This window comes from Dyella jiangningensis (genome assembly GCF_003264855.1).
GTDB lineage: Bacteria > Pseudomonadota > Gammaproteobacteria > Xanthomonadales > Rhodanobacteraceae > Dyella > Dyella jiangningensis_C.
Genome location: NZ_NFZS01000005.1, coordinates 258,886 through 285,187, shown reverse-complemented (window position 1 = coordinate 285,187; position 26,302 = coordinate 258,886). Strand labels below are relative to the sequence as shown.

Sequence of the window (26,302 nt, the reverse complement as noted above, 5' to 3'; positions counted from 1 at the left end):
CATGTCAGACCTGCAATCGCAAGACTACATCCGCCGTTCCGCCTCGACGATGACGCCGCCGTCGGCGCGCAGTCACGAGGACGAGGTGGCCAAGCTCATCGACGTCAGTCGATGCATCGGCTGCAAGGCCTGCCAGTCGGCGTGCATGGAGTGGAACGATCTTCGCCAGGAAGTCGGCCACTTCGAAGGCTCGTACCAGAACCCCAACGACTTGAGCCCCAGCGTGTGGACGCTGATGAAGTTCGCCGAGTACGAGAACGAACAAGGCAACCTGGAATGGCTGATCCGCAAGGACGGCTGCATGCATTGCGAGGATCCGGGCTGCCTCAAGGCCTGCCCCGCGCCCGGTGCGATCGTGCAGTACGCCAATGGCATCGTCGACTTCATCAGCGACAACTGCATCGGCTGCGGCTACTGCGTGAAGGGCTGCCCGTTCGACATCCCGCGCATCAGCAAGACCGACCACAAGTCGTACAAGTGCACGCTGTGCTCCGACCGCGTCACCGTCGGGCTGGAGCCGGCCTGCGTGAAGGCCTGCCCGACCGGTGCGATCCTGTTCGGCACCAAGACCGACATGAAGCACCAGGCGGCCGAACGCATCGTCGACCTGAAATCGCGCGGCTTCGACAAGGCCGGCCTGTACGATCCGGCGGAAGTGGGCGGCACGCATGTGATGTACGTGCTGCATCACGCCGACAAACCCTCGCTGTATTCGGGGCTGCCCGACAAGCCGGGCATCAGCCCGATGGTCGAAGCGTGGAAGGGCGTGATGAAGCCGCTGGCGCTGGCGGGCATCGCGCTGGCGACCGTGGTGGGCTTCTTCCACTACATGATCAAGGGGCCGAACGAAGTCACCGAGGCGGACGAGGCGGAAGGTGCGCGCGCGCTCGATGAAACGGAGAAGACGCCATGAAGACCGTCATCGTCCGCTACACCACCGCCAACCGGGTGAACCATTGGCTCACCGCCATCTGCTTCGTGCTGATGGTGTTGTCGGGCCTGGCGATGTTCCATCCGATGCTGTACTGGCTGTCCGGCCTGTTCGGTGGAGGACAGTGGACGCGCGCGGTGCACCCGTGGATCGGCTGTGTGCTGCTATTGAGCTATCTCGGGATGATCGTGCAGTTCTGGCGCGAGAACCTGTGGCATCGCGAGGATACCCAGTGGGTGAAGTCGATCCGCGAGGTGGTCGACAACGAAGAAGAGAACGCACCGCCGGTTGGCCGCAACAACGCCGGCCAGAAGCTGGTGTTCTGGTCGATGGCGTTCCTGATCCCCGTGCTGTTCCTCACCGGGCTGGTGATCTGGGAAGTCTATTTCGGCGAGGCAACGCCCATGCCGGTACAGCGCGCGGCCGCATTGATCCACAGCCTCGCGGCGGTGGCGGCGATCATCGTGTGGATCGTGCACGTGTATGCCGGCATCTGGGTGCGCGATTCCGTGCGCGCCATGACCCAGGGCTACGTGACGCCGGGTTGGGCATGGCGGCACCATCGCAAATGGCTCAAGGAGCTGGCCTCCGACCGGCATGACAAGGACCTGATCAGGAAGCGCCCGTGAGGCAAGCGGAAGCACCACCCACCGGCAAGTGGACCGGACCCAACCATGCGGGCGTCAAGGCCGTCGAGCCGATCCAGCTGCCCGATCCCGCCCGACGTTTTGCCGCCACGGCGCAGCGTTTGGAGCAGCTCGCCGAGGGGCATCCGATGGAGGCCTGGCTGCGCTTCATGGCGATGCTCTCGCGGGCGCAGCATGACGTGGCGACGACGCTCGCGCCGGCAGCGTCGCTCGGCGATGCCAGCGTGAGCCAGGCGGTCGAAGGTCGTCTGCCGCCACTGGCGGCGGATGGCCATGAACGGGATGCCTCATGGCGCGACGGGCTGGCCATGCTGCTCGATCAGATCGGGCGCCATGAGCTGCCGCCGGAAGCGCACGACGCCATCGAACAGCTGCGCCGCAGCGATGCGGCGGCGAGGGAGAAGCTCGCCGACCAGTTCCTTCGCGGCGGCCTCTCGGCAGGCGATGCTGCCGCAGCCGTCTATGTGGCTGCCGCGCTGCAGGTGTACTTCACCGGTTCCGCGGCGCGGCTGAAGGCCGCGGATCTTCGCCTGCTCGAGGAACGCGGCCTGTGTCCCTGCTGCGGTTCGCCCTCGGTCGATGGATTGATCACGGCCACCGGCACCACGCCGGGCACGCGTTTTCTCTACTGCTCGCTGTGCTCCACCGCGTGGAACCACGTGCGCGCGGTATGCATCACCTGTGGCGGCTCGCGACGTTTGTCATTGCAGGGCATCGAGGGCGACGCCGGCGTGGTGAAAGCCGAGACCTGCGGCGAATGCCACACCTACGCCAAGCTGCTCTACCAGGTGAAGGACACCAAGGTCGATCCGTATGCGGACGATCTCGCCTCGCTTGGCCTGGACATCCTGGTGGCCGAGGCGGGTTACGCAAGGCACGCACCCAATCCGCTGTTGCTGGTGGGCGATGGCGAGGCGGTGGAGGAGTGATCGCGCCGATCAGTGCATGCCCAGCCACACCGCAAGCGCGCCGCCCAGCATGCCGAACCCGCAGACCGCCGTGGCGATCGCCAGCAGGGTGCGCACGCGGAACGAGCGTCCCAGCATCGCCAGCGATGGCAGGCTGACCGGCGGCAAGGTCAGCAGCAGCGCCGCCGCCGGCCCGCCTCCCAGCCCAAGGGCCAGCATCGCCTGCACGATCGGCACTTCGCCGGCGGTCGGAATGACGAACAGCGTGCCTGCCAGCGCCAGCGCGGCGATCCACAGCCACTCGTTGCCGATGTCCGGGCCGACGTGGGGAAACATCCATGCGCGCGCCGCGCCGAGCAGCAGCACGATCACCACGTACTCGGGAATCAGTCGCGCTGCCATCTGCACGAAGAGGCGCAGCCAGCGCCGCGCCACCTCGGCCAGCGAACGGGGCTCGGCAGGCAGCGACGGCAGCTCCACGGCGGGTGCATGGGCATGTGCCATGCGGTTCACCAGGTAGCCCAGCCCGAACACCATCGGCACGCCGAGCGCTGTGCGCAGCAGGGTCCAGTGCCAGCCGAGCACGAAGCCGGTGAACACCAGTGTCGCGGGATTGAGCGTGGTGTTGCCCAGCCAGAACGCCACCGCCGCGCCGGGCGCCGCCTGGTGTTTGCGCAAGCCGACGACCACGGGCGCCGCGCAACAGGTGCACATCATGCCGGGGATCGCCAGCAGGCCGCCGGCCAGCACGCTGCCGAAGCCGCGGCCACCCAGCGCGCGCCGCACCCAGTCCGCCGGCAGCAAGGCCTGGATGCCCGAGCCCAGCAGCAAGCCCAGCACCATCGCCTGCCAGATGGCCTTGCCGTACGCGAGGGCATAGCCGAGCGCCGCGTTCCATGAGGGCGCCGGTGCGCTGGCCGCATCACCCATCAGGATGGATCGGCCGATGGAGTGTTCGCTCGCGGCGATGAAGGCGCGCCCGTAGTACGGATACCACTTCACGTAGAACAGGCCGGCGATGGCCAGCAGCACGAAGACGGACCAGCGGACGGTGCGCGCGGACGACACGGTAGCGACGGGCATGGATCCCCCTGCGGGGTAGCGGACATCAGGGCCCTACAGGGCACGAGATCGCCCCCGTGCTGCAGGCCGGACGCACTGCAGAGGGGCAGGGATTGAGCGGCCGCGAGCGCCGCCCGGTGCATCCAAGCATGCGACCGCGTGAAGGTGGCGTCATCCTGCGTGCGCCTGCCTTGACCCTTGCTTGGTCGGCAACGCAGCATAGTCGGCATTGCCGCACGAAGCGGCGATGCGCTGGATGGAGCGTCATGGCCGAATCCGAGGTCAATCTGCTGCGCCGCCTGCCTGCGGTGGCCGCCGTCCTGGCGACCGTCGAGGCCGCATCGCTGGTGGAACGCCACGGACGTGCCGTCACCACCGACGCCATTCGCCAGGTCATCGACGAGGCGCGCGAAGTCCTGCGCATCGCCCCGGTCGAGGCGCCCACCGCGGCCGATCTCGCCCTGCGTGCCGGCGAACTGCTGCAAGCGTGCCTGCCCGGCCTGCGTCCGCTGTTCAATCTCACCGGCACGGTGCTGCACACCAATCTCGGACGCGCCGTGTTCGCCGAGACGGCGGTCGAGGCGGCGGTGGAAGCGATGCGCCATGCGGTGGCGCTCGAATTCGACCTCATCGATGGCGTACGCGGCGAGCGTGACGATCACCTGCGCGGCCTGCTGTGCGAGTTGACCGGCGCCGAAGACGCCACCGTCGTCAACAACAATGCGGCGGCGGTACTGCTGTGCCTCAACACCTTCGCGCTGGGGCGCGAGGCGGTGGTGTCGCGCGGCGAGCTGATCGAAATCGGCGGCGCGTTCCGCATGCCGGACATCATGGTCCGTGCCGGCGCGCGCATGGTGGAAGTGGGCACCACCAACCGCACGCATCCGGCGGACTATCGCAACGCACTCAACGAGCACACGGGCCTCGTGCTGAAGGTGCATACGTCCAACTACCGCATCCAGGGTTTCACCGCGGAGGTCGGCGCGCGCGAACTCGCCACCCTGTGCGATGCGATCGGCGTGCCGCTGTTGAACGACCTGGGCTCCGGCAGCCTGGTCGACCTCTCCGCCTACGGCCTCGTGAAGGAGCCCACCGTGCGCGAAGCGGTGGAAGAGGGCGCGCGACTGGTGACGTTCTCCGGCGACAAGTTGCTGGGCGGGCCGCAGGCGGGCTTCATCGTGGGCGACCGCGCGCTGATCGAACAGGTCAACCGCAATCCGCTCAAGCGCGCGCTGCGCGTGGACAAGGTGCGGCTCGCCGCCATCGAGGCGACGCTCCAGCTCTACCGCGACCCCGATCGGCTGGCCGAACGCTTGCCCACGCTGCGATTCCTTGCGCGGGACAAGGCCGACATCGACGCGCAGGCTCAGCGTCTCCAGCCGGCCGTGGCCGAACGTCTCGGCGATCTCTTCGCGATCGAGGTGGGCGATTGCCTCAGCCAGGTCGGTTCGGGCGCCTTGCCGCTGGACACCTTGGCCAGCACCGCGCTGCTGATCCGTTCGCGCGGCAGCCAGCGCGCGCTGGAGCAACTCGCGGCATCGCTGCGCGTGCTGGCGCGGCCCATCATCGGCCGCATCGCCGATGGCGCCCTTCGGCTGGATCTGCGCTGCCTCGCCGAGGCGGACGAGGACGCATTCCTCGATGCGCTGGCGCAACTCGACGCCACCGATCTGGCGGACATCCCATGATCGTCGGCACCGCAGGGCATATCGACCACGGCAAGACCTCGCTGGTCAAAGCCCTGACCGGTGTCGACACCGATAGGCTGAAGGAAGAAAAGGCCCGCGGCATCACCATCGACCTCGGCTTTGCCTATCTGCCGATGGACAACGGTTCCGTGGTCGGTTTTGTGGATGTGCCCGGCCATGAGCGCTTCGTGCACACCATGGTGGCTGGCGCCAGCGGCATCGATGTCGCGCTGCTGGTGGTGGCTGCCGATGACGGCGTGATGCCGCAGACGCGGGAGCACCTGGCGATCCTCGACCTGCTGCATGTCCGCCGCGGGATCGTCGCGCTGACCAAGGCCGACCTCGCCACGCCGGAGCGCCTCGCCGACGTGGCCGCGCAGATCCGCGGAGCCATCGCGGGAACGGTGCTGGAAAACGCGGACATCCTGCCGGTATCCACGCTCACGGGCGCGGGCATCGAGGCGTTGCGCGACCGGCTGGCCGTCGAGGCGCACACGCTGGGCGAGCGCGCGGCGGAAGGCCGCTTTCGCCTTGCCATCGACCGCGTGTTCATCCTGACCGGCATCGGCGTGGTGGTGACCGGCACCGTGCTGTCGGGCATCGTGCGCATGAAGGACCCGGTGATGCTCAGCCCCTCGGGCCTCAGCGCACGCGTGCGTTCGCTGCATGCGCAGAACCAGCCGATGGAGATCGGTCGCGCCGGCGATCGCTGCGCACTCAACCTGGTGGGCGAGGACATCAGCAAGGAGGCGATCCATCGCGGCGACATGGTGGTCGATCCATCGTTGCATGCGCCCACCGATCGCATCGACGCGCGGCTGCATCTCCTGGCCGGCGAACCCCGGCCGATCGGCCAGTGGTTTCCCGCGCGACTGCATCACGCGGCGGCGGAGGTCGGCGTCCGCATCGTGTTGCTCGAAGAAGGCACGCTGCAACCGGGCGACATGGCGGACGTCCAGCTCGTGCTCGAGCGGCCAATCGCCGCCGCGGTGCTCGACCGCTTCGTGCTGCGCGACGTGTCGGCCCAGCGCACGATGGGCGGCGGCCACTTCATCGACCTGCGCGCGCCATCGCGGCAACGCCGTACCGATGCGCGCGTCGCCCAGCGTGCGGCGCTGGCGATCGATGACCCGCAGCGCGCCTTCGCCGCCCTGCTCGACACGCCGCCGCATGCGTGGGACCTGCGGGCCTTTGCGCGCGACCGCGCACTGTCCGAGGCATGGATCGAGGACACGCTGGCCGCACTTTCACCGATGTTGTTCGATGCCGATGATCAACGCATCGCCATGGCGCGACCGCATTGGGAGCGGCTGGTGGCGCACCTGGTCGAGTACCTGGAAGCGTTCCATGCTTCCCACCCGGACGTGCAGGGCGTGGTGCGCGAGAAACTGCGGCTGGCGCTGCAGCCTCGACTGCCTGCGGCTGCGTTCGCGCTGGCGCTGCAGCACCCTGACCTTGCCGGGCATGTCGTGCGCGATGGCGGCTTCGTAAGGCTCGCCAGCCATGCCGTGCAACTGGGCCCGGAGCGCGAACTGCAGTGGCGCCTGATGTCGCCGCTGATCGGCGGCGATGTCCGCTTTCGCCCGCCGCGCGTGCGCGACATCGCCGGCGTGCTCAAGCGGCCGGAGCAGGATGTCCGGCAGCTGCTGAAGTTCGCCGCGCGACTGGGGCTGGTCGACGAGGTGGCGCACGATCATTTTTTCCTGCGCACGACCACGCACGAGATGGTGCTGATCGCCACCGACATCGCGGCGCGGGCAACGGATGGACGATTCACCGCCGCGCAGTTCCGCGACCGCCTCGACAATGGTCGAAAGGTCGCCATCCAGATACTAGAATTCTTCGACCGCCAGGGTGTCACGCTCAACCGGGGCACCTTGCGCAGGGTCCAGGCACGGTACCTCGACGTGTTCGGACCCGTTCCCGCACCCGTTTTGCCGCAAGGAAGAGAATCGTCTCCGGTGGGGCGTCCGGACTTCAAATCCGGGTGAGGCAGGTAAGACTGTCTCGGGTGGGTTCGACTCCCACTCTCTTCCGCCAGTCATCGGCGGCTCGCTCACACGATGTCGATGCCCGGCGTAACCGCCACCGCCGAGCCGATGATGCGCGCGTCCGGATAGCCCGCGGCTTCGATCCTGTCGCGGATGGCCGAGGCTTTTTCCGCCTTGCACGCCACCAGCAGTCCGCCTGACGTCTGTGGGTCGGTGAGCAGCGCGCGGCGCCATTCCGGCAGGTCGGCGGGCAGGGTGACGCCGTCGCCGTAGCTGTTCCAGTTCCGCTTCGATGCGCCGGTGATGTAGCCCGCTTGCGCCAGCGCTTCCGCCTGCGTGAAGAAGGGAAGGCTCGACTGCTCAATGCGCAACCGCACGCCGCTGCCACGCGCCATTTCCAGCGCATGCCCGAGCAGGCCGAAGCCGGTCACGTCGGTGATGGCGTGCACGTCGTCGTCTTTCGCCAGTTCATGGCCGATGCGATTGAGCAGGGTGGTCGAGGCCAGCATTTCGTCGTACGCGTCCGCGGGCAGCGCCCGTTTCTTGAAGGCGGCCGAGTAGATGCCGACGCCGATGCCCTTGGTGAGGATGATGGTGTCGCCGGCTCGTGCCGTGGCGTTGCGGCGGAGCTCCGCTGGCGCGCACAAGCCGATCGCGGCGAGCCCGTAGATCGGTTCGGCCGAATCAATCGAATGACCACCCGCCACCGGAATACCGGCCTCCCTGCAGATGGCCTCGCCGCCCGCGAGGATGTTGCGGACGGTATCGACGTCGAGCTTGTCCAGCGGCATGCCGAGGATGGCCAGCGCCATGATGGGCTTGCCGCCCATCGCATAGACGTCCGACAACGCGTTGGTGGCGGCGATGCGGCCGAAGTCGTAGGGATCGTCCACCACGGGCATGAAGAAGTCGGTGGTGGCGATGACGCAGGTGCGCTCGTCCACCTGCCAAACCGCGGCGTCGTCGCCTGTTTCCGTGCCCACCAGCAGCCCCGCGAACGGCATCGCGGCGGCCTTGTCGGCGAGCAGTTGCTGGAGCACGGAAGGCGCGAGCTTGCAGCCGCAGCCGCCGCCGTGGGCGAGGTCGGTCAGACGAACGGAGGTCATGCGAACTCCTGTGCCGATGGCGCAGCGGCCAGTGTCCCGAGCATAGCGAAAAGCCGTGTGAAGCCACGACGCGAACGGTGATAGGTGCGGGGCGCGCATGCTGGCATCATGGAAGGCCCGTCCCTGTTCCGGCCGCGCGCCCATGTCGTCACGTTCCAACGTTGCCCAGATGGCGCTTGCGATTGGCACGCTGCTGATCGCCATGGTGTCGTACCAGTGCGGCGCCTCGCTGGCCAAGCATCTGTTTCCGCAGGTGGGCGCACAGGGCGCGACGGCGTATCGACTGGGGCTCAGCGCATTGATCCTCCTGCTGTGGCGGCGGCCATGGCGACGTTGGGGCAGTCGCCGCGACCGATGGGCGTTGTGGGGCTACGGCCTCTCGATGGGCGTGATGAACCTCGTGTTCTACCTGTCGTTGCGCACGATTCCGCTCGGCATCGCAGTGGCGCTGGAATTCACCGGCCCGCTGGCGCTGGCGATGGCCACCTCGCGCCGCTGGGTCGATTTCGTGTGGATCGCCCTGGTGGTCGCCGGCCTGCTGTTGCTGCTGCCGTTGCGCGGGGAGGCGCATGCGCTCGATCCGATGGGCGTGGCCTATGCGCTGGCGGCCGGCGTGGGCTGGGCGCTGTATATCGTGTTCGGCAAGAAGGCCGGTGCGACCTACGGCGCCGACGCGGTGACGCTGGGTACCTCGATCGGCGCGCTGGTGGCGATTCCCTTCGGTGTCGCGCACGCCGGCGCCACGCTGCTGTCGCCGGCGTTGTTGCCCTACGCGCTCGGCGTGGCGCTGCTGAGTTCAGCGCTGCCGTATTCGTTGGAGATGGTGTCGATGACCCGCCTGCCGGCCCGCACCTTCAGTACCTTGCTGAGCCTGGAACCCGCGGTCGCGGCGCTGGCGGGTGTCACCTTGCTGGGCGAGCGACTCAGCCCGCTTCAATGGCTGGCCATCCTCGCCATCATCGTGGCGGCGGCCGGCACCGCCCTGAGCGTAACCAGACCCGCCTCGCCAGCGAACTGAGCTGTGACGCTTCCCGCCGTGGATTGCTTCCGGTCCCGATGAGGCACATGCTCGCCGAGCGACGTGTGTTCACGCGGCGTCCGGCGGCATCGGGAAATGCAACCTTTGCGGGCTGCACGGGCACCCACCTCGGATCAGTGGCCCAAGAATGATCCGCTGCCATGGACGCGTCAGTCCCAACGAGGCCGAAGGAGCGGCCCGGCCGGAAGCCTGGATGGCCCGCCGGATCCAACTTTCGCGCAGTTCCTTCCATAAGCATGTCGAGGATGAAGCAATGAACAAGCGTCTTGTAGTGTCGCTGGCAACGGGAGCCCTGGTAGCTGGCGCGCTGGTGGCGTCGCCCGCATTCGCCGCATTGAGCCAGGGCACGGCCGCGCCCGCGTTCACCGCCCAGGCCAGCAAGGACGGCAAGGCCTCCGATATCTCGCTCGCGGACGCCCTCAAGAACGGACCGGTCGTCGTGTACTTCTTCCCGTCCGCCTATACCGGCGGCTGCGATGTCGAGGCGCATGCCTTCGCCACCGAGGCGGCGAAGTTCCAGGCGGCGGGCGCGACGATCATCGGCGTGTCGGCCGACAGCATCCAGCGGCTCAACAAGTTCTCGGCCGATCCGAACTTCTGCGCGGGCAAGTTCCCGATCGCGTCCGATCCCGCGGGCAAGATCGCCGCGTCGTACGACCTGAAGATGTCTGCTGCCGTGCCGGGCGCGAAGGACGTGCAGGGTGCCGTGATCGATCACGGCTTCATCTCGCGCACCACGTTCGTGATCGGTCGCGACGGCAAGATCGCCGCGGTGTTCGACTCGGAAGCCGATCACCTGCATCCGCAGGAACACGTGGCGAAGTCGCTCGCCATCGTGGAGCAGTTGAACGGCAGCAAGGCGCCGTAAACCGCGCGAAGGTGCCATGGCGTGCCATAGACATGGCTGCCATGGCACCCAACGAACCGGGGCCGCCTGGACCATGACCTAGGACCTATGACGTTCGTAGACCGTCGAAAGTTGTGTTTTTTGCGCAAGAACCTGGCGATAGATTCTGCGCTCCACAACAACGCACGTGATACGGAACGCGCCTTTGATCCAGGGGTTGGCGCTGTACGACGCGTCTACCCCGGAGGGTCCCATGCAAGTCCCGCAGAACGCAGTTCGTGAAACACCCGTGGCTGTTCCCGCTAACCAAGCGCTTTCCCCCGATCGCCTGCTGCAGCTGGGCATGGGTTTCTGGGCCTCCAAGGCCATGCTTTCCGCCGTCGAACTCGGCGTGTTCACGCAGCTGGCAGGCGGCAGCCGCAGCAGGGAACAACTCGAGCGCGCGCTTGGCCTGCATCCCAGGTCGTCCCGCGATTTCCTCGATACGCTCGTGGCGTTGGGCGCGCTGGAGCGCGACAACGGCCAGTACCGCAATGCGCCGGATGCCGACCTCTTCTTCGACCGCGCGAAGCCGAGCTACGTGGGCGGCCTGCTGGAGATGATGGAGACGCGCCTCTATGCGGACTGGGGTTCGCTCACCGACGCGCTACGCACCGGGCTGCCGCAGAACCGGACGAAGGATGGCGCGTCGCCTTTCGACGAGCTCTATCGCAATGAGGCGTCGCTGCGCAGCTTCCTGCAGGCGATGACCGGCGTGAGCCTCGGTGCGGCCCGCGCCATCGCGACGAAGTTTCCCTGGGAGAACTACCGCAGCTTCATCGACATCGGCGCGGCGCAGGGCGCGTGTCCCGTGCAGATCGCGCAGGCACATCCGCATCTGCGCGGCGGCGGCTTCGACTTGCCGGTGGTGGCGCCGGTGTTCAACGACTACGTCGCAGCCCATGGCCTGCAGGATCGGCTGCGCTTCCATCCCGGCGATTTCTTCAACGACCCCTGTCCGTCGGCCGACGTGCTGATCATGGGCCACATCCTGCATGACTGGGACTACGACCAGAAGCAGGCCCTGCTGGCCAAGTGCTACGACGCGCTGCCGACGGGCGGTTGCCTGATCGTGTATGACGCCATCATCGACGACGAGCGCAGACACAACGCCTTCGGCCTGCTGATGAGCCTCAACATGCTGATCGAAACACCCGGTGGCTTCGATTACACGGGCAAGGAATGCTGCGAGTGGATGACGGCCGCGGGCTTCCGCGACGTGCGCGTCGAGCCGCTGCTGGGACCGGATTCGATGGTGATCGGCATCAAGTAGCGCATGGTTGCGCCATGCCTGCGTGCGGCAGGCATGGCGCGCGCGTATCGATGCACGTCAGGCTTCGACCAGCCCGTCTTCTTCGGTATCGGACACCACACGATTGCGGCCGGCGCGTTTCGCGCGATACAGCGCCGCATCCGCCTCCCTGCACAGCCGCTGCAAGTCGTGGCCGCAGTATTCGGTGGAAGCAAGGCCGACGCTGGCGGAGAACGTGACGATGCCGGCATCGCCTTCCAGCTTGGCGACGTCGATGGCGCGACGAATGCGTTCGGCGATCCTCATGCCCTGTTCGCGCGTGCAATCGAGCAGCAGGATGCCGAATTCCTCACCGCCCAGGCGACCGAACAGATCGGTGGGACGCAGCTGTTGCCGGCAGATGGTCACCGTACGCCGCAGGACGGCGTCGCCCGTGGCGTGGCCATGCGTGTCGTTGATGTGCTTGAAGTTGTCGAGGTCGATGAAGAACAGGCACGCCATGCCCTGCCTTCGCTCCAGCAGGTGCAGGGCCTTGCCGGCTTCGCCCATGAAGTGCTGATGGTTGTAGACGCCGGTGAGGCCATCGATGGAGGACAGCTTCTTGAAATGAAGCTGCGATCGCTTGAGCCGCAACAGCCAGAAGACGGCGGATGCCAGCACCAGGAGCAGCAACACGACATACAGACGGATCGTTTCGACCGCCTTGGCGTCAAGCGCCTGCTTCAGGCGAAGGATATTGTTCTCGCGACTGAGCTTCTCGGTTTCCAGCTTCTGCACGATCACGTGTTGCTTGGCCATGGCGTAGGCCAGTGCTCTGGCGCTGACGTCGTTGAGGTAGCCGACGTCCTGCGCGACGTAATGCTCGTAATCGGCCAAGGCCGCCGCCGTGTTGCCCTGTTTCTTGTCGAGGCTGTAGAGCACGCGATAGGCGTCCCTCAGCGTTTCGCTGATGTCGCCGGGATCGCTCAGGGCCAGCGCCGCTTGCGCCGCCTTGCGTGCCGCGTCGTCCTTGCCGAGCTTCAGGTAGGCCTGCGCCAACTGCACCTGCGTCGTCAGCATGTTGGAGTAGTACTGGTCCGAGCGGACGGACGGAGCAATGCGAAGCAGCAGTTGCACCGCTTTCAGGGGCTCGTTTTCGTCGAGGTGAAGGTCACTCTTAACCAGCCAGAGCGCATTGGTGAACACCGAATCGCGCGCAGCCTGGCAGGCATCGAGTGCCTCCTGCAGCTCGGGGCTGGACGACGTCAGCTTGCGCGTTTCGTACAGCGCGGTGATCCGCATGGCCAGCGGCTTGCAGGCGGTTTCGCCCGCGGGGAGATCCTGCGCCATGTCATGGGCGTAGTTCGCCGCCAGTTCGTACTGGCCGGCCGAGCGCAGCAGCTGCGAGAGATAGGAAAGCGCCACGAAGCGCGCGAGCTTGTCCTGTGTGCCTGGGAGCTTCTCCACGAGCTGGTTGGCCAGCTCGAAGGCTTCTTCATAACGCTTGTTGCTGCCCCAGTCGCCCATGAGGATGGCGGATGCCTTCACGGCCAGTGCCGGGTCGTCGGAGTGGTCGATGACGTCGCGGAGCCGCGGTTCCGCGTTTACGTAGTCGCCCTGGAAGGAGGCCTCCCACGCCTCGAGGTAGCGCAGATGCCAGCGCTCGCGCATGGACATGGCGGCCGCCTGCGAGCGCAACAGATTCAGGCGCGCCAGGAAACGAGGGTGGTCCGCCGTGCGCAGGCTCTCGGCCTGTTCGAGCTGCACGCCGAGATCCGCCGAGTGTGTTTGGGCAAACGATGGTCGGATGGTGACGCAAAACGCCATGGCCGCCAGCGCGGCCCATGGCGTGAAGCGGTGCCACCGACGTGGCATGACCGGTCAGCCGAGCACGGAATCGGCGGGGATTTCGTCCGGGGTTTCTTCACCGGGCTCGCCATCGGGCGATTCTTCTTCCTCTTGGCCACCGGTGTGCAGGTCGTGATTGACCAGCAGCAGATTGAGGCCAAGCTCGGCGGAAAGCAGCGCGCTGTCCCCCTGCTTCACCGCGGCCATCAGGCCGTCGGAAGCGTTCGCCTTGGCCAGCACATCCGCCAGTTCCTCCGCCGTCGCGTGCCGCAAGGCTGCGTCCTTGCCGATGGCTTCCAGCAAATCGATCGTATCCGACATGGTTTCCCCCTGTTCCCTGTGATGTTTCAGGCATCTCCGATGCAAGCAACGCTCATGCCAATGCCTTCGCGCGCACGTGCGATGTCGCGGATGGGCAGGGCTGCGGAAAGGTTCATGCGAAAGCGCTCGCCTTGTCCAGCGACTGCAGCCGTTGGCGCACCGCGAGGTTTGGTTTCAGGGGCGCGGCGGGCGGCAGTACGACGGTGTCTTCGCCGGTCAGCGTGATGTCGGGCAACTCGCCCAGCCGGAGGCGGCGCACCCTCGGCCTCTCGATCGGCAGCGTCGCGGCGCGATAGACGATGATCTCGTGGTCCAGCGGATAGTCGGCGCTCAAAACGTCGACCAGCACCTGCCGGTAGGCAGGGCCGGTTTCGAAGCGCGTCAGCGACCAGTCGCCGACCAGCGCCACCTGCCATAGCACCAGGTAGCCGGTGGGTTCGAGCCGGCGCTCGTAAAACAGCAGCTGGCTGGCCTCAAAGTGCTGGCAGCCGAAGCGGCCGGGGTCGATGCCCAGGTCCGCGTACAGGCAGTCCTCCGCGGAAATGCCAGGCTCCATGTGCGCGGCGTAGCCCTCTGCGCGCGCCCGTTCGATGGCGTTGCGCGGCGACCACGCGAAGATGCCCGGGTGGCCGTAGAAGACGCCGCACACGCGCTTGCCGGCGCGTACCTCGGCCATCATCAGGTCGACCCATTCGCGGTAGGTCTTCTGCCGCGACTTGCCTTCCCCGTAATAGGGCTGGAGGCTGCGCACATCCGGATGCATGCGTTGCAGCCACATCTCCGCGGCGCCATGGGCCAGCGCGGCGAAGACCACGTCGGCCCGCTCGATATGGCTGCGCGCCAGCGGCGTGAGATGGGAACCCAGCGTCATGCCCAGGCCGACGCAGGCGAGGCTGCCGCGGGTGGCGTTTTGGGGAGGGAAATGGTCGGTCATCGCCTGATGGTAGGCAATTTTCCGGGCGGGTGTGTGACGGCTGGCCCCCGGAGCCGCCGCCCATGACGGCCCCTCGGAGAGGTGGATCGTCACCACCGGCCTAGGGACCAGGCGTGCGCATCCGGTGCAGTTCTTCCATGAGCCAATCCGCGGAGGGACGTTCCCTGCCATCGCAGTCCACCCGATAAGGCTTGCCACTGAAGCTGCTCTCGGTGCCCGCGCGCTCGATGAATTCCTCCGCGGAGTTCACCCGGTGCCGCTGCAGCAGGTAGTTGAGCTTGTACTCCAGGTGGCTTCGTGCCTGGTCGGCGCCGTACGCCTTGCCATTGCGGATGAACGTGCAATGGCTGCTTCCCACGAAGGCAAGCAATGCCTGCACTTCGCGCTGGCCGATGGCATCCAGGTCGGCGCGCGCGACCGTCGGGCATACGACGCAGAAGCCGAGTCCAAGCATGCCGGCGAGTAACCGCGTTGAGTGCACGATGACGTTCCGCGATGCGATGGTGATGCATGGTTGCTGGCAACGGCATGCTTTGTCGATCACGAAGACGTGATGCGCCCACGAGAGCGGTCGTTCGGACGGCCATTTCGAATGGTTCCGCGATGCGCAAGCTGTACGGAACATGTGCGGGCGTGGCGCATGTCTCCCACCGGCACGCGATAGTCAGCCGTGATAGGGCTTGGCTATGTTAAATGGATGATGCGTCCGGGTTTGCTTCGTCGTCCGGCTGCATCGAGGTGTGGACATGCGGACAGATCGTCGGGTTGTCGCGTTTGCCTTCACAATCCTTTGTCTTTTCCTTCAGGCGTGTTCCACGCTTCCGCCCAGCACGGCCAAGGAAGAGACACACCATCTGCCTCCCGCCAATGACACCGCGGCGGCCCGCTATGCGCATGCGGAGGTGGACAAGCACCAGAACCAGTCGGGGTTTCGCCTGCTGACCCTGAGCACGAACGCGCTGCTCAGCCGCGTGGCCCTGGCCGACCAGGCCGCGCACTCGATCGACCTGCAGTACTACATCTTCGCCAACGACATGACCGGGCACCTGATGCTGCAGCATCTGCTGGCGGCGGCCGATCGGGGCGTGCGCGTGAGGATGCTCATCGACGACAACAACTTCGACGACAAGGATCATCTGTTCGAGGCGCTGGATTCGCATCCGAACATCGAGATCCGCCTGTTCAACCCCTTCCAGACACGCAACCCCACGCTGCTGTCGCGCGCCACGCAGTTCATGCTCGAGTGGCGTCGACTCAACCGGCGCATGCACAACAAATCGTTCATCGTCGACAACAACGTGGCGGTGATCGGCGGGCGCAACATCGGGGACCCGTACTTCGATGCGGGCAGCGATACGCATTTTCGCGACCTGGACGTGGTGGCGATCGGCCCCGTGGTGCAACAGGCATCCGATGCGTTCGATGCGTATTGGAACTGCGACGCCGCCTATCCGCTCGACCAGCTCAAGAAGACGGACGACTCCGGCCAGCGCCTCGCCGCGGCCCGGCAAGTCCTGAAGAAGGAAGTCCGCGCCTTCAACCAATCGGATTACGCGCAGGCCGTGATCAACGAGCTTCCGGATGGACCGACGGCCGACGCGCGCGGCGCATGGTTCTGGGGCGATGCCGAACTGGTCGCTGACCAGCCCGAGAAAATCGAGGCCTCGCGTGATGTGCCGGCGTTGCGCATCGGCCCCAAGCTCAAGTCCATGCTGGACGGGGCGCAGCACGAGATCCTGGCGACCACGCCTTACTTCGTCCCGGGCGATGCCGGTACCAAGCACCTGGTCTCGCTGGCGCAGCATGGCCTGTCCATCAAGATCCTCACCAATTCGCTGGCCTCCACCGATGAGACCGCGGCGCATGCGGGCTACGTGCACTACCGCAAGGCGCTCGCCGAAGGCGGCGTGCAGCTCTACGAGCTGAAACCTTCATGGGGCCAGAGCCAGCCGTCGACCACGCTGGGCAAATCGTCGGGCATCAGCCTGCACGCCAAGACCATCGTGGTGGACGACCGGCAGGTCTTCATCGGCTCGCTGAACATGGACCAGCGATCCAAGCTGCTCAACACCGAGATGGGCGTCATCGTGGATTCGCCTGGACTGGCGCAGGCAGTCAGCGACTTCTTCCACACCGCGACCTTGCCGTCCAACGCGTACCAGGTCATGGTCGATCCCGCTTCCCACCACCTGGTGTGGCTCACCACGGCCGATGGCAAGCCCGTCATCTACCAGAGCGAGCCTGACGCCACCACCAAGCGACGCACCGAGGTAACGCTGTTGCGCCTGTTTCCCCTCGACAGCCTGCTTTGAACTGCCGGTCAGGTCAGTGTGTGTCGGCTGATGCTTCCAGGGCCTGCTTGATCGAAGCATTGGCGAGCGGTTCCATCACCTGGTAACCCTCGCGTGTCGGATGCACGCCATCGGACGACAAGCCCTCCTTCATGCCGCCCGATGCATCGGCCATGGCCGAAAAATAGTCGACATAGGTGTCGCCATGGCTCGCTGCATAGTCCTTGATCCAGGCATTCAGCACCTTGATGGTGGGAACGATGACGAGGTTAGAGCGCCAGGGAAATTTCTCCGCCGGCGGCACCGAGCCAAGCACCACGCGGATGCCATGCGCCCGCGCCAACTCCGCCATCGATGCGATATTGCCCTCCACCTGCGACAGCGTCACCGGCCCCGTGTTGCCGGCGACATCGTTGGTCCCGGCAAGGATATGCACCACCTGCGGATGAAGCTCGATCACGTCCTGCCGAAACCGCAGCAACATCTGCGAGGTGGTCTGCCCGCTGATGCCGCGATCCAGCTTGCCATCGGTGAAGAAGTCCGGATGGAGCTTCTCCCAGCCCTCCGTGATCGAATCGCCCAGGAACACCACCCGCGGCGTCGCCTTGCCAGGCGGAGGCAGCGACGCATTCTTCGCACGGTAATGACAAAGCTGCCCGAAATCGTGTGCAAGGATGTACGACATCCACTGGCCATCCGGCACCTGCTCGGGCGTCTTCTGGCGGGTGCATGGGTCGGCGACGACACCCGTGGGTTCGTCCTCGGCAAGCGCCGTCGTGGTGGCGACGCCAGCGATGCACATGGCGGCAAGGGCTCGGATCATCCAGCGAACGAACATCAAGGGTGTCTCCATTCGATGAGGACGGGAGTTCGCGCATGTGAGGTGCTGACCATCACGACCACTGGGTCGCGAAGTGCGCAAGGCGACGCGAAGAGCCAGCTTACCCGCATCGCGAAGCAGTGACATCCTCGCCATCGGTCGAACCAAGGCCATGAGGCGTCACGGCTCTTCCATGGGCGCCACCGCATCGAGCGCAAAGCCTTGCGCTCCCTGTAGGAGCGCACCCAGTGCGCGAAAAGCCTGCGAAGCGAATCGCCATCAACGCAGCACGCCCACGCAGGCACGCACGGCGCACTTGCATCACCCTCACTCACATCGTGATCATGCACCGCTACCTCACGACGCCATGGAGACCGACGATGTCCTCGCGACGCCTTCGCAGGATGGCCAGCGCGATGATCGTTGCAGCGTCACCCTGCGCGGCGGTTTATGCGCAGCAGACTGCGCCGCAGGGCAACGCCACTACGCTTTCCGCCGTGCAGGTCAACGCGAGCCGCATGGGCATGCCGCCGATCGATGTGCCGGCTGCGTTGAGCGTGGTGCGTGTCGCTCCGTCGGAATCGGGGGAGGCCGGCGTCAATCTCTCCGAAACGCTGGTGGGCGTACCCGGCATTCTGGCGCGCGACCGGCAGAACTACGCGCAGGACGAGCAGATCTCGATCCGAGGCTTCGGTTCGCGCAGCACGTTCGGCGTGCGCAGCATCCGGCTCTATCTCGACGGCGTGCCCGCGACGCTGCCGGACGGGCAGGGGCAGGTTTCGCACTTCATGCTCGACACGGCCGATCGCGTGGAGGTGCTTCGCGGGCCGTTTTCCGTGCTCTACGGCAATGCCTCCGGCGGCGTGGTGCAGATGTGGAGTGCGCCGGGCACCTCGGCGCCGCAGACCACGCTGGGCGTGTACGGCGGCAGCGATGACAGCTTCCGCTACAGCGTGGATACGCGTGGCACCGTGGGCCTGATGGACTACAACGTCGCCGCGTCGCAGTTCCTTTCGGGCGGTTATCGGCAGCACAGCCGCGTGAACCGTCAGTCTGCGCATGCGCGATTGGGTTTCGATCTCGGCCACGGGCAGTCGCTGACGGTGGTGGTGAACCATCTGAACCAGCCGCGCGCGGAGGACCCGATGGGCCTGACCAAGGCGCAGGCGACGGCCGACCCGCGGCAGGCGTCGCCCGCGGCGTTGCAGTTCGATACGCGCAAGAGCACGCGGCAGGACCAGCTCGGCGTGATCTACGAACGACCTGCCGGCGACGACGGCCAGTGGCGTGCGATGGTGTATTACGGCGAACGCGAGATCACCCAGTACCAGTCGATACCCGTGACCACCCAGCTCAACCCGCTGCAGCCCGGCGGCGTGGTCGAGCCCAACACGCATTACGGTGGCGCCGACCTGCGGTGGTCGCATCGCGGGCAGCTCGCCGGCGGCGATTACGAGTTCGTGCTGGGCGCGGGCGGCGACTATCAGCGCCAGCATCGCCTGGGCTACGAGAACTTCGTGGGCACCACGCTGGGCGTGAAGGGCCGGCTACGTCGCGACGAGGACGACAACGTCGACGACGTGGATGCGTACGCGCAGTGGTACTGGCATTTCATGCCGTCGTGGGCGCTGATGCTCGGCCTGCGCCATGACGACGTACGCTTCGACGAGCACGACTACTACATCACCCCGCGCAATCCGGACGACAGCGGCAGCGTGGACTATTCCGCCACCACGCCGGTGCTGGCGCTGCAGTACCGGCCGGGCGATGCGTTGCGGCTCTATGCGAGCTACGGCGAAGGTTTCGAGACGCCCAGCTACAACGAACTCGGCTATCGCAGCGACGGACAGCCGGGGCTCGCCTTCAACCTGCGGCCCGCACGCAGCCATAACTACGAGGCGGGCCTGAAGTGGCAGCCTGCGTCCACGATGGCATTCGATGCAGCGCTGTTTCGCGCGGATACGCGTGACGAACTGGCCATCGCCACCAGCGTCAACGGACGCACCACCTACCGCAACGTGCATGACACGCGTCGACAGGGGATCGAGCTTTCCTTCGACGGGCAGCTCGCGCCGGACTGGCACCTCATCGCCGGCTACACGCATCTGCAGGCGCAGTTCCGCAGCGGTTTCCTCACCTGCGTCGGCACGCCATGCACCACGCCAACGGTGCCGGTGGCGTCGGGTTCGCGCATGCCCGGCGTGCCCGAAGACTACGGTTCGCTACGCCTGCAGCACGGTGGCGATACCGGTTGGCGCGAAGGGATCACGCTGAGCAGCGCGGGCATGACCACCGCGAACGACCTCGGCACCGCCACGGCGGCTGGCTACGCCGTGTTCGATGCCGACGTGGCCTATACCTTCGTGCTCGGCGAAAAGGAGCGCCTCCAGCTGAGCGCGCGAGTGGACAACCTCACTGATCGCCGCACCATCGGTTCGGTGATCGTCAACGACGGCAATGGCCGCTACTACGAGCCTGCGCCGGGGCGCACCTGGCTGTTCGGTGCGCGCCTCAGCTTTTGAGCGATGGGTCAGCCTGGCGTGTTGAGATAGTCCAGCGTGGCCTGCAGCATCGACTCCATGCCGATCTTCAGCGCACCTTCGTCGACGAAGAACTTCGGCGAGTGATTGGCGGGTGCCTTGAGTGCATCCTGCCCGGCAGGCGTGGCGCCGACGAAGAAGTACACGCTGGGCACTTCCTTCGCGAAATAGGCGAAATCCTCCGAGGCCATCCAGGGACGTGCCTCGATCACGTGGTCCGCACCGATGGCCTTGCCGATGCTGCTGCGCACGCGGGCGGCGAGTGCCGGGTCGTTGACCAGCACCGGATTGCTGTCGCCCACCGGGATCTGCGTTTCCACGGTGGCGCCGTTGGCTTCGGCAATGTGCTCCGCGATGGACTTGAGGTTGTCGAACGCCTGCTGGCGCATGCCGGTGTCGAAGGTGCGCAGCGTGCCCTGCAGTTCCACCTTGTCCGGCACGATGTTGTAGCGCGAGCCGCCCTCGATGATGCCGAAGCTGAGCACCGCCGGCAGCTCGCTGATGTCGAGCTTGCGGCTGACGATGGTCTGCGCCGCGTTGACGATCTGCGCCGCGGTGACGATGGGATCGACACCGTTCCACGGCATGGCGCCGTGCGTCTGACGTCCATGCACCACCAGCTTGAACCAGTCCGAGCCCGCCATGGTGGCGCCCGGCCGCACGGCCACCGTGCCGACGTTGAGCGCGCTCACCACATGCATGCCGAACATCGCGTCGGGCTTGAACTCGCGGAACACGCCTTCCTTCAGCATCAGCGATGCGCCGCCTTCCTCACCCGGAGGCGCACCTTCCTCCGCGGGCTGGAACACGAACATCACCTCGCCGGGCAGGTCCTTCTTCATGCCGGCCAGCACGGTGGCGAGGCCCAGCAACATGGCGGTGTGCGTGTCGTGGCCGCAGGCATGCATCACGCCGGTGGTCTTGCCGCGGTATTCCCCCTTGGCCTTGGAGGCGAACGGCAAGTCCACTTCCTCGGTCACCGGCAACGCGTCCATGTCGGCGCGTATGGCCAGTTTCGACCCGGGCTTGCCGCCCTTGAGGATGCCCACCACGCCGGTATGCGCGATGCCGGTATGCACCTCCAGCCCCAGCTTCTTCAGCTGTGCGGCCACGAGGGCGGCAGTGCGTGTCTCGCGATTGCCCAGCTCGGGATGCTGGTGGATGTCGCGACGCCAACTGGTCACCTGGGGCAACTCGTTCTGCACCAGTTGCGTGGTGTCGGCGGCGTGGGCGCCCATGGCGGCGACGGCAAGGGCGAGGACAAGCACGGTCTGGCGCATGGAAGCTCTCCGCATGAGGTGGCCCGATCCTAGCGCGATGCCACCCCCTGTAGGAGCGCACCCAGTGCGCGACCGTCACGCGGGGCATCACCTCTGCGGTCGCGCACTGGGTGCGCTCCTACAACGAGCAACACCCTGTGATGTGCCGCGCAGCGGCACGAGCCTTCACCCAGTCCCTTGTGTGGCGGTGAGGGGTGGACGATCAGGCCCCGCAGGGGTGCCCGACAGGACGTCGGGCACTTTTCGTCCGGGCAGGCGCCCGGTCGAAAAGCCCGGCCGCCCCTCACGGACTGGCTGGGCGCAGCCCAGACAGCGCCATGCGGGGTGCCGTTCTCTTTGGCATTGCCACCTTTACGGTGGTTACTTTCTGACGCGAAGCTAATCCCTGTGGGACTTGGGCAAGCAAGAGAAAGTGACCCCGGCCGCGGCAGCGGTCCGGAAGCCCGCGGCCCCACGGGACTCCCTTCGGTCGCAGGCGAGCCCGAATGAGATAACGCCACAACCGAAACAAGACGGCGCGCCGTCCAAACCAATAGCGAAGACTGAGGCGAAAGGCGGTCGCGCACTGGGTGCGCTCCTACAAAGGTCGAACGTGCCGTGGGGTGGCGAACGCCGGTGCTATCCTCGGCCGCCGATCACGAAGGACGCGACCATGCGTGCGCCGAGCTATGTCCAGGGCGTCAGTTCACAGCGTTTGCTGGGCGATACCGTGGGCTCATTGCTCGACCGCATCGCGGCCATGCATCCGGAGCGGCCCGCCCTGGTGGTCCGTTCGCAGCAGGTCCGCCTGAGCTACCGCCAATTCCATGCCGACGTGGAGCGCGTGGCGGCCGGATTGCTGGCGCTGGGCCTCAAGCGTGGCGATCGCATCGGCATCTGGGCGCCCAATCGCGCGGAATGGGTGGTCCTGCAGTTCGCGGCGCCCAAGGCCGGGCTGATCCTGGTGAACATCAATCCGGCGTACCGCGTGCATGAGCTGGAGTTCGCGCTCAACAAGGTACGCTGCAAGGCGCTGGTGTTGCCGCGCCGCTTCAAGAGCTCGCATTACCTGGACATGTTGAACGAGCTGGCGCCCGAGCTTGCGGGCAGCCCGCCGGGGCAACTGGCATCGGTGCGATTGCCTGCCTTGCGTGATGTCATCGTGCTGGACGATGCGCCTGCGCCGGGCACGCACGCGTGGAGCGAGGTGGCGGCGCGCGGCGATGCGCAAGCCATCGACCATCTGCACACGATGGAATGCGAGCTGAGCTTCGACGATCCGGTGAACATCCAGTTCACTTCCGGCACCACGGGCGCGCCCAAGGGCGCAACGCTCACGCACCACAACATCGTCAACAACGGTTACTTCATTGGCGAGGCCATGCGCCTCACCGAGCAGGACCGGCTGTGCATCCCGGTGCCGTTCTACCACTGCTTCGGGATGGTGCTCGGCAACCTCGCCTGCGTGACGCACGGCGCCTGCATGGTGATTCCCGGCGAGGGCTTCGACGTGCTCGCCACGCTGGAAGCCGTGCAGGAGGAGCGCTGCACCGGGCTGCATGGCGTGCCGACGATGTTCATCGCGGAACTCGAACATCCGGAGTTCCGTCGCTTCGACCTCGGCTCGCTGCGCACCGGCATCATGGCGGGCTCGCCGTGTCCCATCGAAGTGATGAGGCGCGTGGTGAGCGAGATGCACATGAGCGAAGTCACCATCGCCTACGGCATGACCGAGACCAGCCCGGTGAGCTTCCAGACCACCCCGGACGACCCGCTGGAGCGCCGCGTGGACAGCGTCGGCCGCATCCATCCGCATCTCGAAGTGAAGCTGGTGGACGAACAGGGCCGCATCGTGCCGCGTGGCGCGACCGGCGAGCTGTGCACGCGCGGCTATTCGGTGATGCTCGGCTACTGGGAAGACGACGTACGCACGCGCGAGGCCATCGACGAGGCGCGCTGGATGCATACCGGCGACCTCGCGGTCATCGACGACGACGGCTACTGCACGATCGTCGGCCGGCTCAAGGACATGATCATCCGTGGCGGCGAGAACGTATACCCGCGGGAGATCGAAGAGTTCCTCTACAGCCATCCGAAGGTGCAGGACGTGCAGGTGTTCGGCGTGCCGGACCCGAAGTTCGGCGAGCAGGTGTGCGCGTGGATACGCCTGCGCGAAGGGTGCGAATCCAGCGAGGCGGAAATCCAGAGCTACTGCCGGCACCACCTCGCCTACTTCAAGGTGCCACACTATGTGCGCTTTGTGGATGCGTTCCCGATGACCGTCACCGGCAAGGTGCAGAAGTACCTGATGCGCGAAGCGATGGCCGAAGAGCTTCTTTTGTAGGAACGCACCCAGTGCGCGACCGCGGCGATTGACGTTGCCGCTCCGTAGGCTTTTCGCGCACTAGGTGCGCTCCTGCAGCAGGGCGGAAGGCGCCCTAGACCACGCGGCGCGACGGCATGCCGCGATGCGTGGCGAGCCAGGGCAGTACGTCCGCACCGGGCAGGGGGCGTGCGATGTGGAACCCCTGCGCTTCGTCGCAGGCCATCGCCAGCACGCTGTCGTAGAGATGATGGGTCTCCACGCCTTCCACCACCACGCGGAAACCCATGCTGCGCGCGAGATCGGCCACCGAACGCACGATCGCCTCGTCATGGCGGCTGGTGCCCATGCCGCGTACGAACGACTGGTCGATCTTCAGGCTGGTGGCGGGCATCTGCCGCAGCGCGGCCAGGTTGCTGTAGCCCGTGCCGAAGTCATCGATGGCGATGCCGGCGCCGAGCTGGCGTATCGCGGTGAGATGGCGGCGCGTGGTGGCGCTGTGTTCCATCAAGGTGTTCTCGGTGAACTCCAGTTCCAGCGAATCCAGGCCGACCTTGTGGCGTTCGGCCACCTGGCGGACGCGATTGACCAGGTCGGCGCCGAGATCCGTGCTGGACACGTTGAAAGACAGCTTGATGTCGTGGCCCTTCCTGCGCCAATGAGCCAGTTCCGCGACGCCGTGCTCCAGCACCCATTGCGTCAGCGAGCGCATCAGTCCGGCGCGCTCGGCGAGGCCGATGAAACGGCTGGGTGGAATCAGTCCCAGCGTGGGATGGTGCCAGCGCGCCAGCGCCTCGAGCGCGACGCAGCGGCCGCTGTCCAGGTCCACGCGCGGCTGGTAGTGCAGGTCGAGTTCGGTGCGATCGGTGAGTGCCGCCGCCAGTTCGGTGACCAGGAAGAATTCCTGGCGATGCAGTTCGTCCTGCCGTCGATCGTAGACGGCCCAGCCACGCACGCTGTGTTGCGCAGCATACGAGGCGTTCATGACCAGCCGCAGCGGGTCGCCGCCGCGCAGCTCGCTCTCGCCGATCTTCAGCAAGCCCACGCCGGGTTGGATGGTGAGCGGGATGCCCAGGCAGTCGAACGGCTGGCGCAGGCGCGCCACCAGTTCGTCCAGCCGCGTGGCGTCCGCTTCCAGGTGCCGGTCGGGCAGCACGGCCGCGAAGCGTGTCGCACCTACCTGGTACAGCCGCGTCTCGGGCGGTATCCATGCCAGCGTGCGCTGCGCCACCGCCCGCATCAGTTCGTCGGCGTAGGCATGACCCATCGCGCGGATGAAGGCGTTGAAGCGTTGCACCGGTGCGACATCGATGGCGATGACCCAGGCCAGCGGTGAACCCTCCTGGAAATGCCGGCGCAGGTCGTCGAAGAACGCATAGCGATGCGGCAACTGCGTGATCGGATCGGTGCGCCCCAGATAACTGCGCAGCACGACGCCGGCGCCGATGAGGGATGCCGCATCGCGCAGCGAGGTGTGCTCGTGTTCGCTCAGTTCGGCATGCGGGGCGAGGTCCATCACGCAGAGCGCGCCGATCTGCTGACCGGTCAGGGTGCATACCGGTTCGCTGGCGAAGAAGCGGATGGGCGAGTTGGCGCCCGGCGCCGGGGCCACGTCCGTGAAGCGCGGGTCGGACTGGGTGTCGAGCACCACCAGCGGATCGAGGCTGCGTGCCGCTTCCATGTAGAGCGGATGCAGCATGCGCGGTTCATGCGAAGGCAGCGCGCTGCCATTGGCGAACCAGTAGGCCGTGCCGCCATGGAGCACCAACGCCACCAGGGGCACGTTGAGCGAGCGCGACACCAGTCGCACGACGGCGTCGAAGCCGGGTACGGCGAAACCTTCGGAAGGCGCTCCGCCGACGGAAGTCTGGACGGCTGTTTCCCACGCGTCCGAATGTCCGCCCGTGTGCTGCCCCGGGTTGTCTCCCGCGGTCGTGCGCATCGCGATCCCACCCCTGTGAGGAACGGCTCGACGTCTCCGTCAGCCGAGGCTACTGCAGCCCCGCAACGGTCCGCAATGAGACATATGGAAGGCCGATACGGGCATCTTGCCCGCGCCATCTCCACAGAAGCCATCGGCCGGGTGGCCTACTCCTTGATGCTGAAATCGATCTCGACGGGGTAGGGCGCGGGTGTTGCAGGCGGCGCGGGCAGCACCCAGCTCGCGAACTGGCCGGCCATGCAGTTGGCGACCGGCGTGGCCGGCTGCACCGCGATGTCGGTGAGATGGCCGTCCGTACCCACATTCGCCACGAGCGTGAAAGGCGACCTGTCGGCCGGCGTGTTGCTCGCGAGGCAGGCCTTGTACGCATCGGTGGTGGCGTTGCCGATGCGATCCCACATTTTCTTCTGGTAGTCCGGCCCGGCGGCTGCGCCTTCGGCCAGCTTGGCCTGTCTCATCCGTGTTTGAAAATCGGTGCCGGCGGCGGGGACCGTCTGCAGGGCGAGGGCTAGCAGGATGGGCATGAGGGCTCCGT

The 26,302-nt window shown here is 66.4% G+C and carries 21 protein-coding genes and 1 tRNA gene; 12 read left to right on the top strand and 10 right to left on the bottom strand.

Going from position 1 to position 26,302, the window contains the following annotated elements:
• Position 1: 1 nt before the first annotated feature.
• From fdxH to fdhE, 3 genes are read left to right on the top strand one after another with little or no spacing between them, the layout of a single operon-like run.
• Entirely contained in the window at positions 2–913 is a 912-nt protein-coding gene (fdxH, locus tag CA260_RS19175) for a formate dehydrogenase subunit beta (protein WP_111984667.1), read from the top strand.
• A complete protein-coding gene (locus CA260_RS19170) occupies positions 910–1,560 on the top strand; it encodes a formate dehydrogenase subunit gamma (protein ID WP_111984666.1) in 651 nt (216 codons plus the stop codon). Before fdxH ends, CA260_RS19170 begins: the two co-directional genes overlap by 4 nt.
• On the top strand, positions 1,557–2,507 hold the full coding sequence (gene fdhE / locus CA260_RS19165; RefSeq protein ID WP_111984665.1) for a formate dehydrogenase accessory protein FdhE: 951 nt from the start codon (positions 1,557–1,559) through the stop codon (positions 2,505–2,507). Before CA260_RS19170 ends, fdhE begins: the two co-directional genes overlap by 4 nt.
• 9 nt (positions 2,508–2,516) lie before the next feature.
• On the opposite strand, the gene CA260_RS19160 is transcribed toward fdhE, so the two are convergent.
• Complete coding sequence (locus CA260_RS19160) at positions 2,517–3,569, bottom strand: permease (protein WP_111984664.1); 1,053 nt, start codon at positions 3,567–3,569, stop codon at positions 2,517–2,519.
• A 245-nt stretch (positions 3,570–3,814) separates the two neighbouring features.
• Here CA260_RS19160 and selA point away from each other — a divergent pair, with 245 nt between their 5' ends.
• The 3 genes from selA (at position 3,815) to CA260_RS21035 (ending at position 7,276) form a co-directional block, all read left to right on the top strand.
• The gene (gene selA / locus CA260_RS19155; RefSeq protein ID WP_111984663.1) at positions 3,815–5,236 is read left to right on the top strand and encodes an L-seryl-tRNA(Sec) selenium transferase; all 1,422 of its coding nucleotides are present in this window, start codon (positions 3,815–3,817) and stop codon (positions 5,234–5,236) included.
• The gene (selB, locus tag CA260_RS19150; RefSeq protein ID WP_111984662.1) at positions 5,233–7,227 is read left to right on the top strand and encodes a selenocysteine-specific translation elongation factor; all 1,995 of its coding nucleotides are present in this window, start codon (positions 5,233–5,235) and stop codon (positions 7,225–7,227) included. The genes selA and selB overlap by 4 nt, the downstream gene beginning before the upstream one ends.
• A tRNA-Sec gene (locus CA260_RS21035) sits at positions 7,180–7,276 on the top strand. Before selB ends, CA260_RS21035 begins: the two co-directional genes overlap by 48 nt.
• Positions 7,277–7,292: 16 nt before the next feature.
• Here CA260_RS21035 and selD read toward each other — a convergent pair.
• A complete protein-coding gene (gene selD, locus CA260_RS19145) occupies positions 7,293–8,333 on the bottom strand; it encodes a selenide, water dikinase SelD (protein WP_111984661.1) in 1,041 nt (346 codons plus the stop codon).
• A gap of 142 nt (positions 8,334–8,475) precedes the next feature.
• Between selD and CA260_RS19140 the strand changes: the two genes are divergently transcribed.
• The 3 genes from CA260_RS19140 to CA260_RS19130 all read left to right on the top strand — a co-directional run bounded on the left by CA260_RS19140 (position 8,476) and on the right by CA260_RS19130 (position 11,531).
• Positions 8,476–9,351, top strand: a complete 876-nt coding sequence (locus CA260_RS19140; protein WP_111984660.1) for an EamA family transporter — start codon at positions 8,476–8,478, stop codon at positions 9,349–9,351.
• Between the two features lie 274 nt (positions 9,352–9,625).
• Positions 9,626–10,240, top strand: coding sequence for a peroxiredoxin (locus CA260_RS19135; protein WP_111984659.1), 615 nt, complete (start codon positions 9,626–9,628; stop codon positions 10,238–10,240).
• 232 nt (positions 10,241–10,472) lie between these two features.
• On the top strand, positions 10,473–11,531 hold the full coding sequence (locus tag CA260_RS19130; protein WP_172461920.1) for a methyltransferase: 1,059 nt from the start codon (positions 10,473–10,475) through the stop codon (positions 11,529–11,531).
• A gap of 57 nt (positions 11,532–11,588) precedes the next feature.
• Here the strand turns inward: CA260_RS19130 and CA260_RS19125 are convergent, their stop codons facing one another.
• The 4 genes from CA260_RS19125 to CA260_RS19110 all read right to left on the bottom strand — a co-directional run bounded on the left by CA260_RS19125 (position 11,589) and on the right by CA260_RS19110 (position 15,046).
• The gene (locus CA260_RS19125) at positions 11,589–13,364 is read right to left on the bottom strand and encodes a tetratricopeptide repeat-containing diguanylate cyclase (protein WP_238149840.1); all 1,776 of its coding nucleotides are present in this window, start codon (positions 13,362–13,364) and stop codon (positions 11,589–11,591) included.
• A 6-nt stretch (positions 13,365–13,370) separates the two neighbouring features.
• Positions 13,371–13,658: a hypothetical protein gene (locus tag CA260_RS19120; protein WP_111984657.1), complete on the bottom strand. Its 288-nt coding sequence runs from the start codon at positions 13,656–13,658 to the stop codon at positions 13,371–13,373.
• Positions 13,659–13,770: 112 nt separating this feature from the next.
• On the bottom strand, positions 13,771–14,592 hold the full coding sequence (locus CA260_RS19115) for an SAM-dependent methyltransferase (protein ID WP_111984656.1): 822 nt from the start codon (positions 14,590–14,592) through the stop codon (positions 13,771–13,773).
• 100 nt (positions 14,593–14,692) lie between these two features.
• Positions 14,693–15,046 (bottom strand): DUF5329 domain-containing protein, encoded by a 354-nt coding sequence (locus CA260_RS19110; RefSeq protein WP_172461919.1) that lies wholly within the window; start codon positions 15,044–15,046, stop codon positions 14,693–14,695.
• A 292-nt stretch (positions 15,047–15,338) separates the two neighbouring features.
• On the opposite strand from CA260_RS19110, the gene CA260_RS19105 reads away from it, so the two are divergent.
• The gene (locus CA260_RS19105; RefSeq protein ID WP_111984655.1) at positions 15,339–16,904 is read left to right on the top strand and encodes a phospholipase D family protein; all 1,566 of its coding nucleotides are present in this window, start codon (positions 15,339–15,341) and stop codon (positions 16,902–16,904) included.
• A 13-nt stretch (positions 16,905–16,917) separates the two neighbouring features.
• On the opposite strand, the gene CA260_RS19100 is transcribed toward CA260_RS19105, so the two are convergent.
• Entirely contained in the window at positions 16,918–17,721 is an 804-nt protein-coding gene (locus tag CA260_RS19100; RefSeq protein WP_238149839.1) for an SGNH/GDSL hydrolase family protein, read from the bottom strand.
• A gap of 362 nt (positions 17,722–18,083) precedes the next feature.
• Here CA260_RS19100 and CA260_RS19095 point away from each other — a divergent pair, with 362 nt between their 5' ends.
• On the top strand, positions 18,084–20,225 hold the full coding sequence (locus CA260_RS19095; protein WP_238149838.1) for a TonB-dependent receptor family protein: 2,142 nt from the start codon (positions 18,084–18,086) through the stop codon (positions 20,223–20,225).
• 8 nt (positions 20,226–20,233) lie between these two features.
• On the opposite strand, the gene CA260_RS19090 is transcribed toward CA260_RS19095, so the two are convergent.
• The gene (locus tag CA260_RS19090) at positions 20,234–21,538 is read right to left on the bottom strand and encodes an amidohydrolase (protein ID WP_191983781.1); all 1,305 of its coding nucleotides are present in this window, start codon (positions 21,536–21,538) and stop codon (positions 20,234–20,236) included.
• A 637-nt stretch (positions 21,539–22,175) separates the two neighbouring features.
• Here CA260_RS19090 and CA260_RS19085 point away from each other — a divergent pair.
• Complete coding sequence (locus CA260_RS19085; RefSeq protein ID WP_111984653.1) at positions 22,176–23,846, top strand: AMP-binding protein; 1,671 nt, start codon at positions 22,176–22,178, stop codon at positions 23,844–23,846.
• Between the two features lie 94 nt (positions 23,847–23,940).
• Here CA260_RS19085 and CA260_RS19080 read toward each other — a convergent pair whose 3' ends face one another.
• Both CA260_RS19080 and CA260_RS19075 read right to left on the bottom strand, forming a co-directional pair.
• Positions 23,941–25,767: a sensor domain-containing phosphodiesterase gene (locus CA260_RS19080; protein ID WP_111984652.1), complete on the bottom strand. Its 1,827-nt coding sequence runs from the start codon at positions 25,765–25,767 to the stop codon at positions 23,941–23,943.
• A 146-nt stretch (positions 25,768–25,913) separates the two neighbouring features.
• Positions 25,914–26,291, bottom strand: coding sequence for a peptidase C13 (locus CA260_RS19075; protein WP_111984651.1), 378 nt, complete (start codon positions 26,289–26,291; stop codon positions 25,914–25,916).
• Between the last annotated feature and the right edge of the window lie 11 nt (positions 26,292–26,302).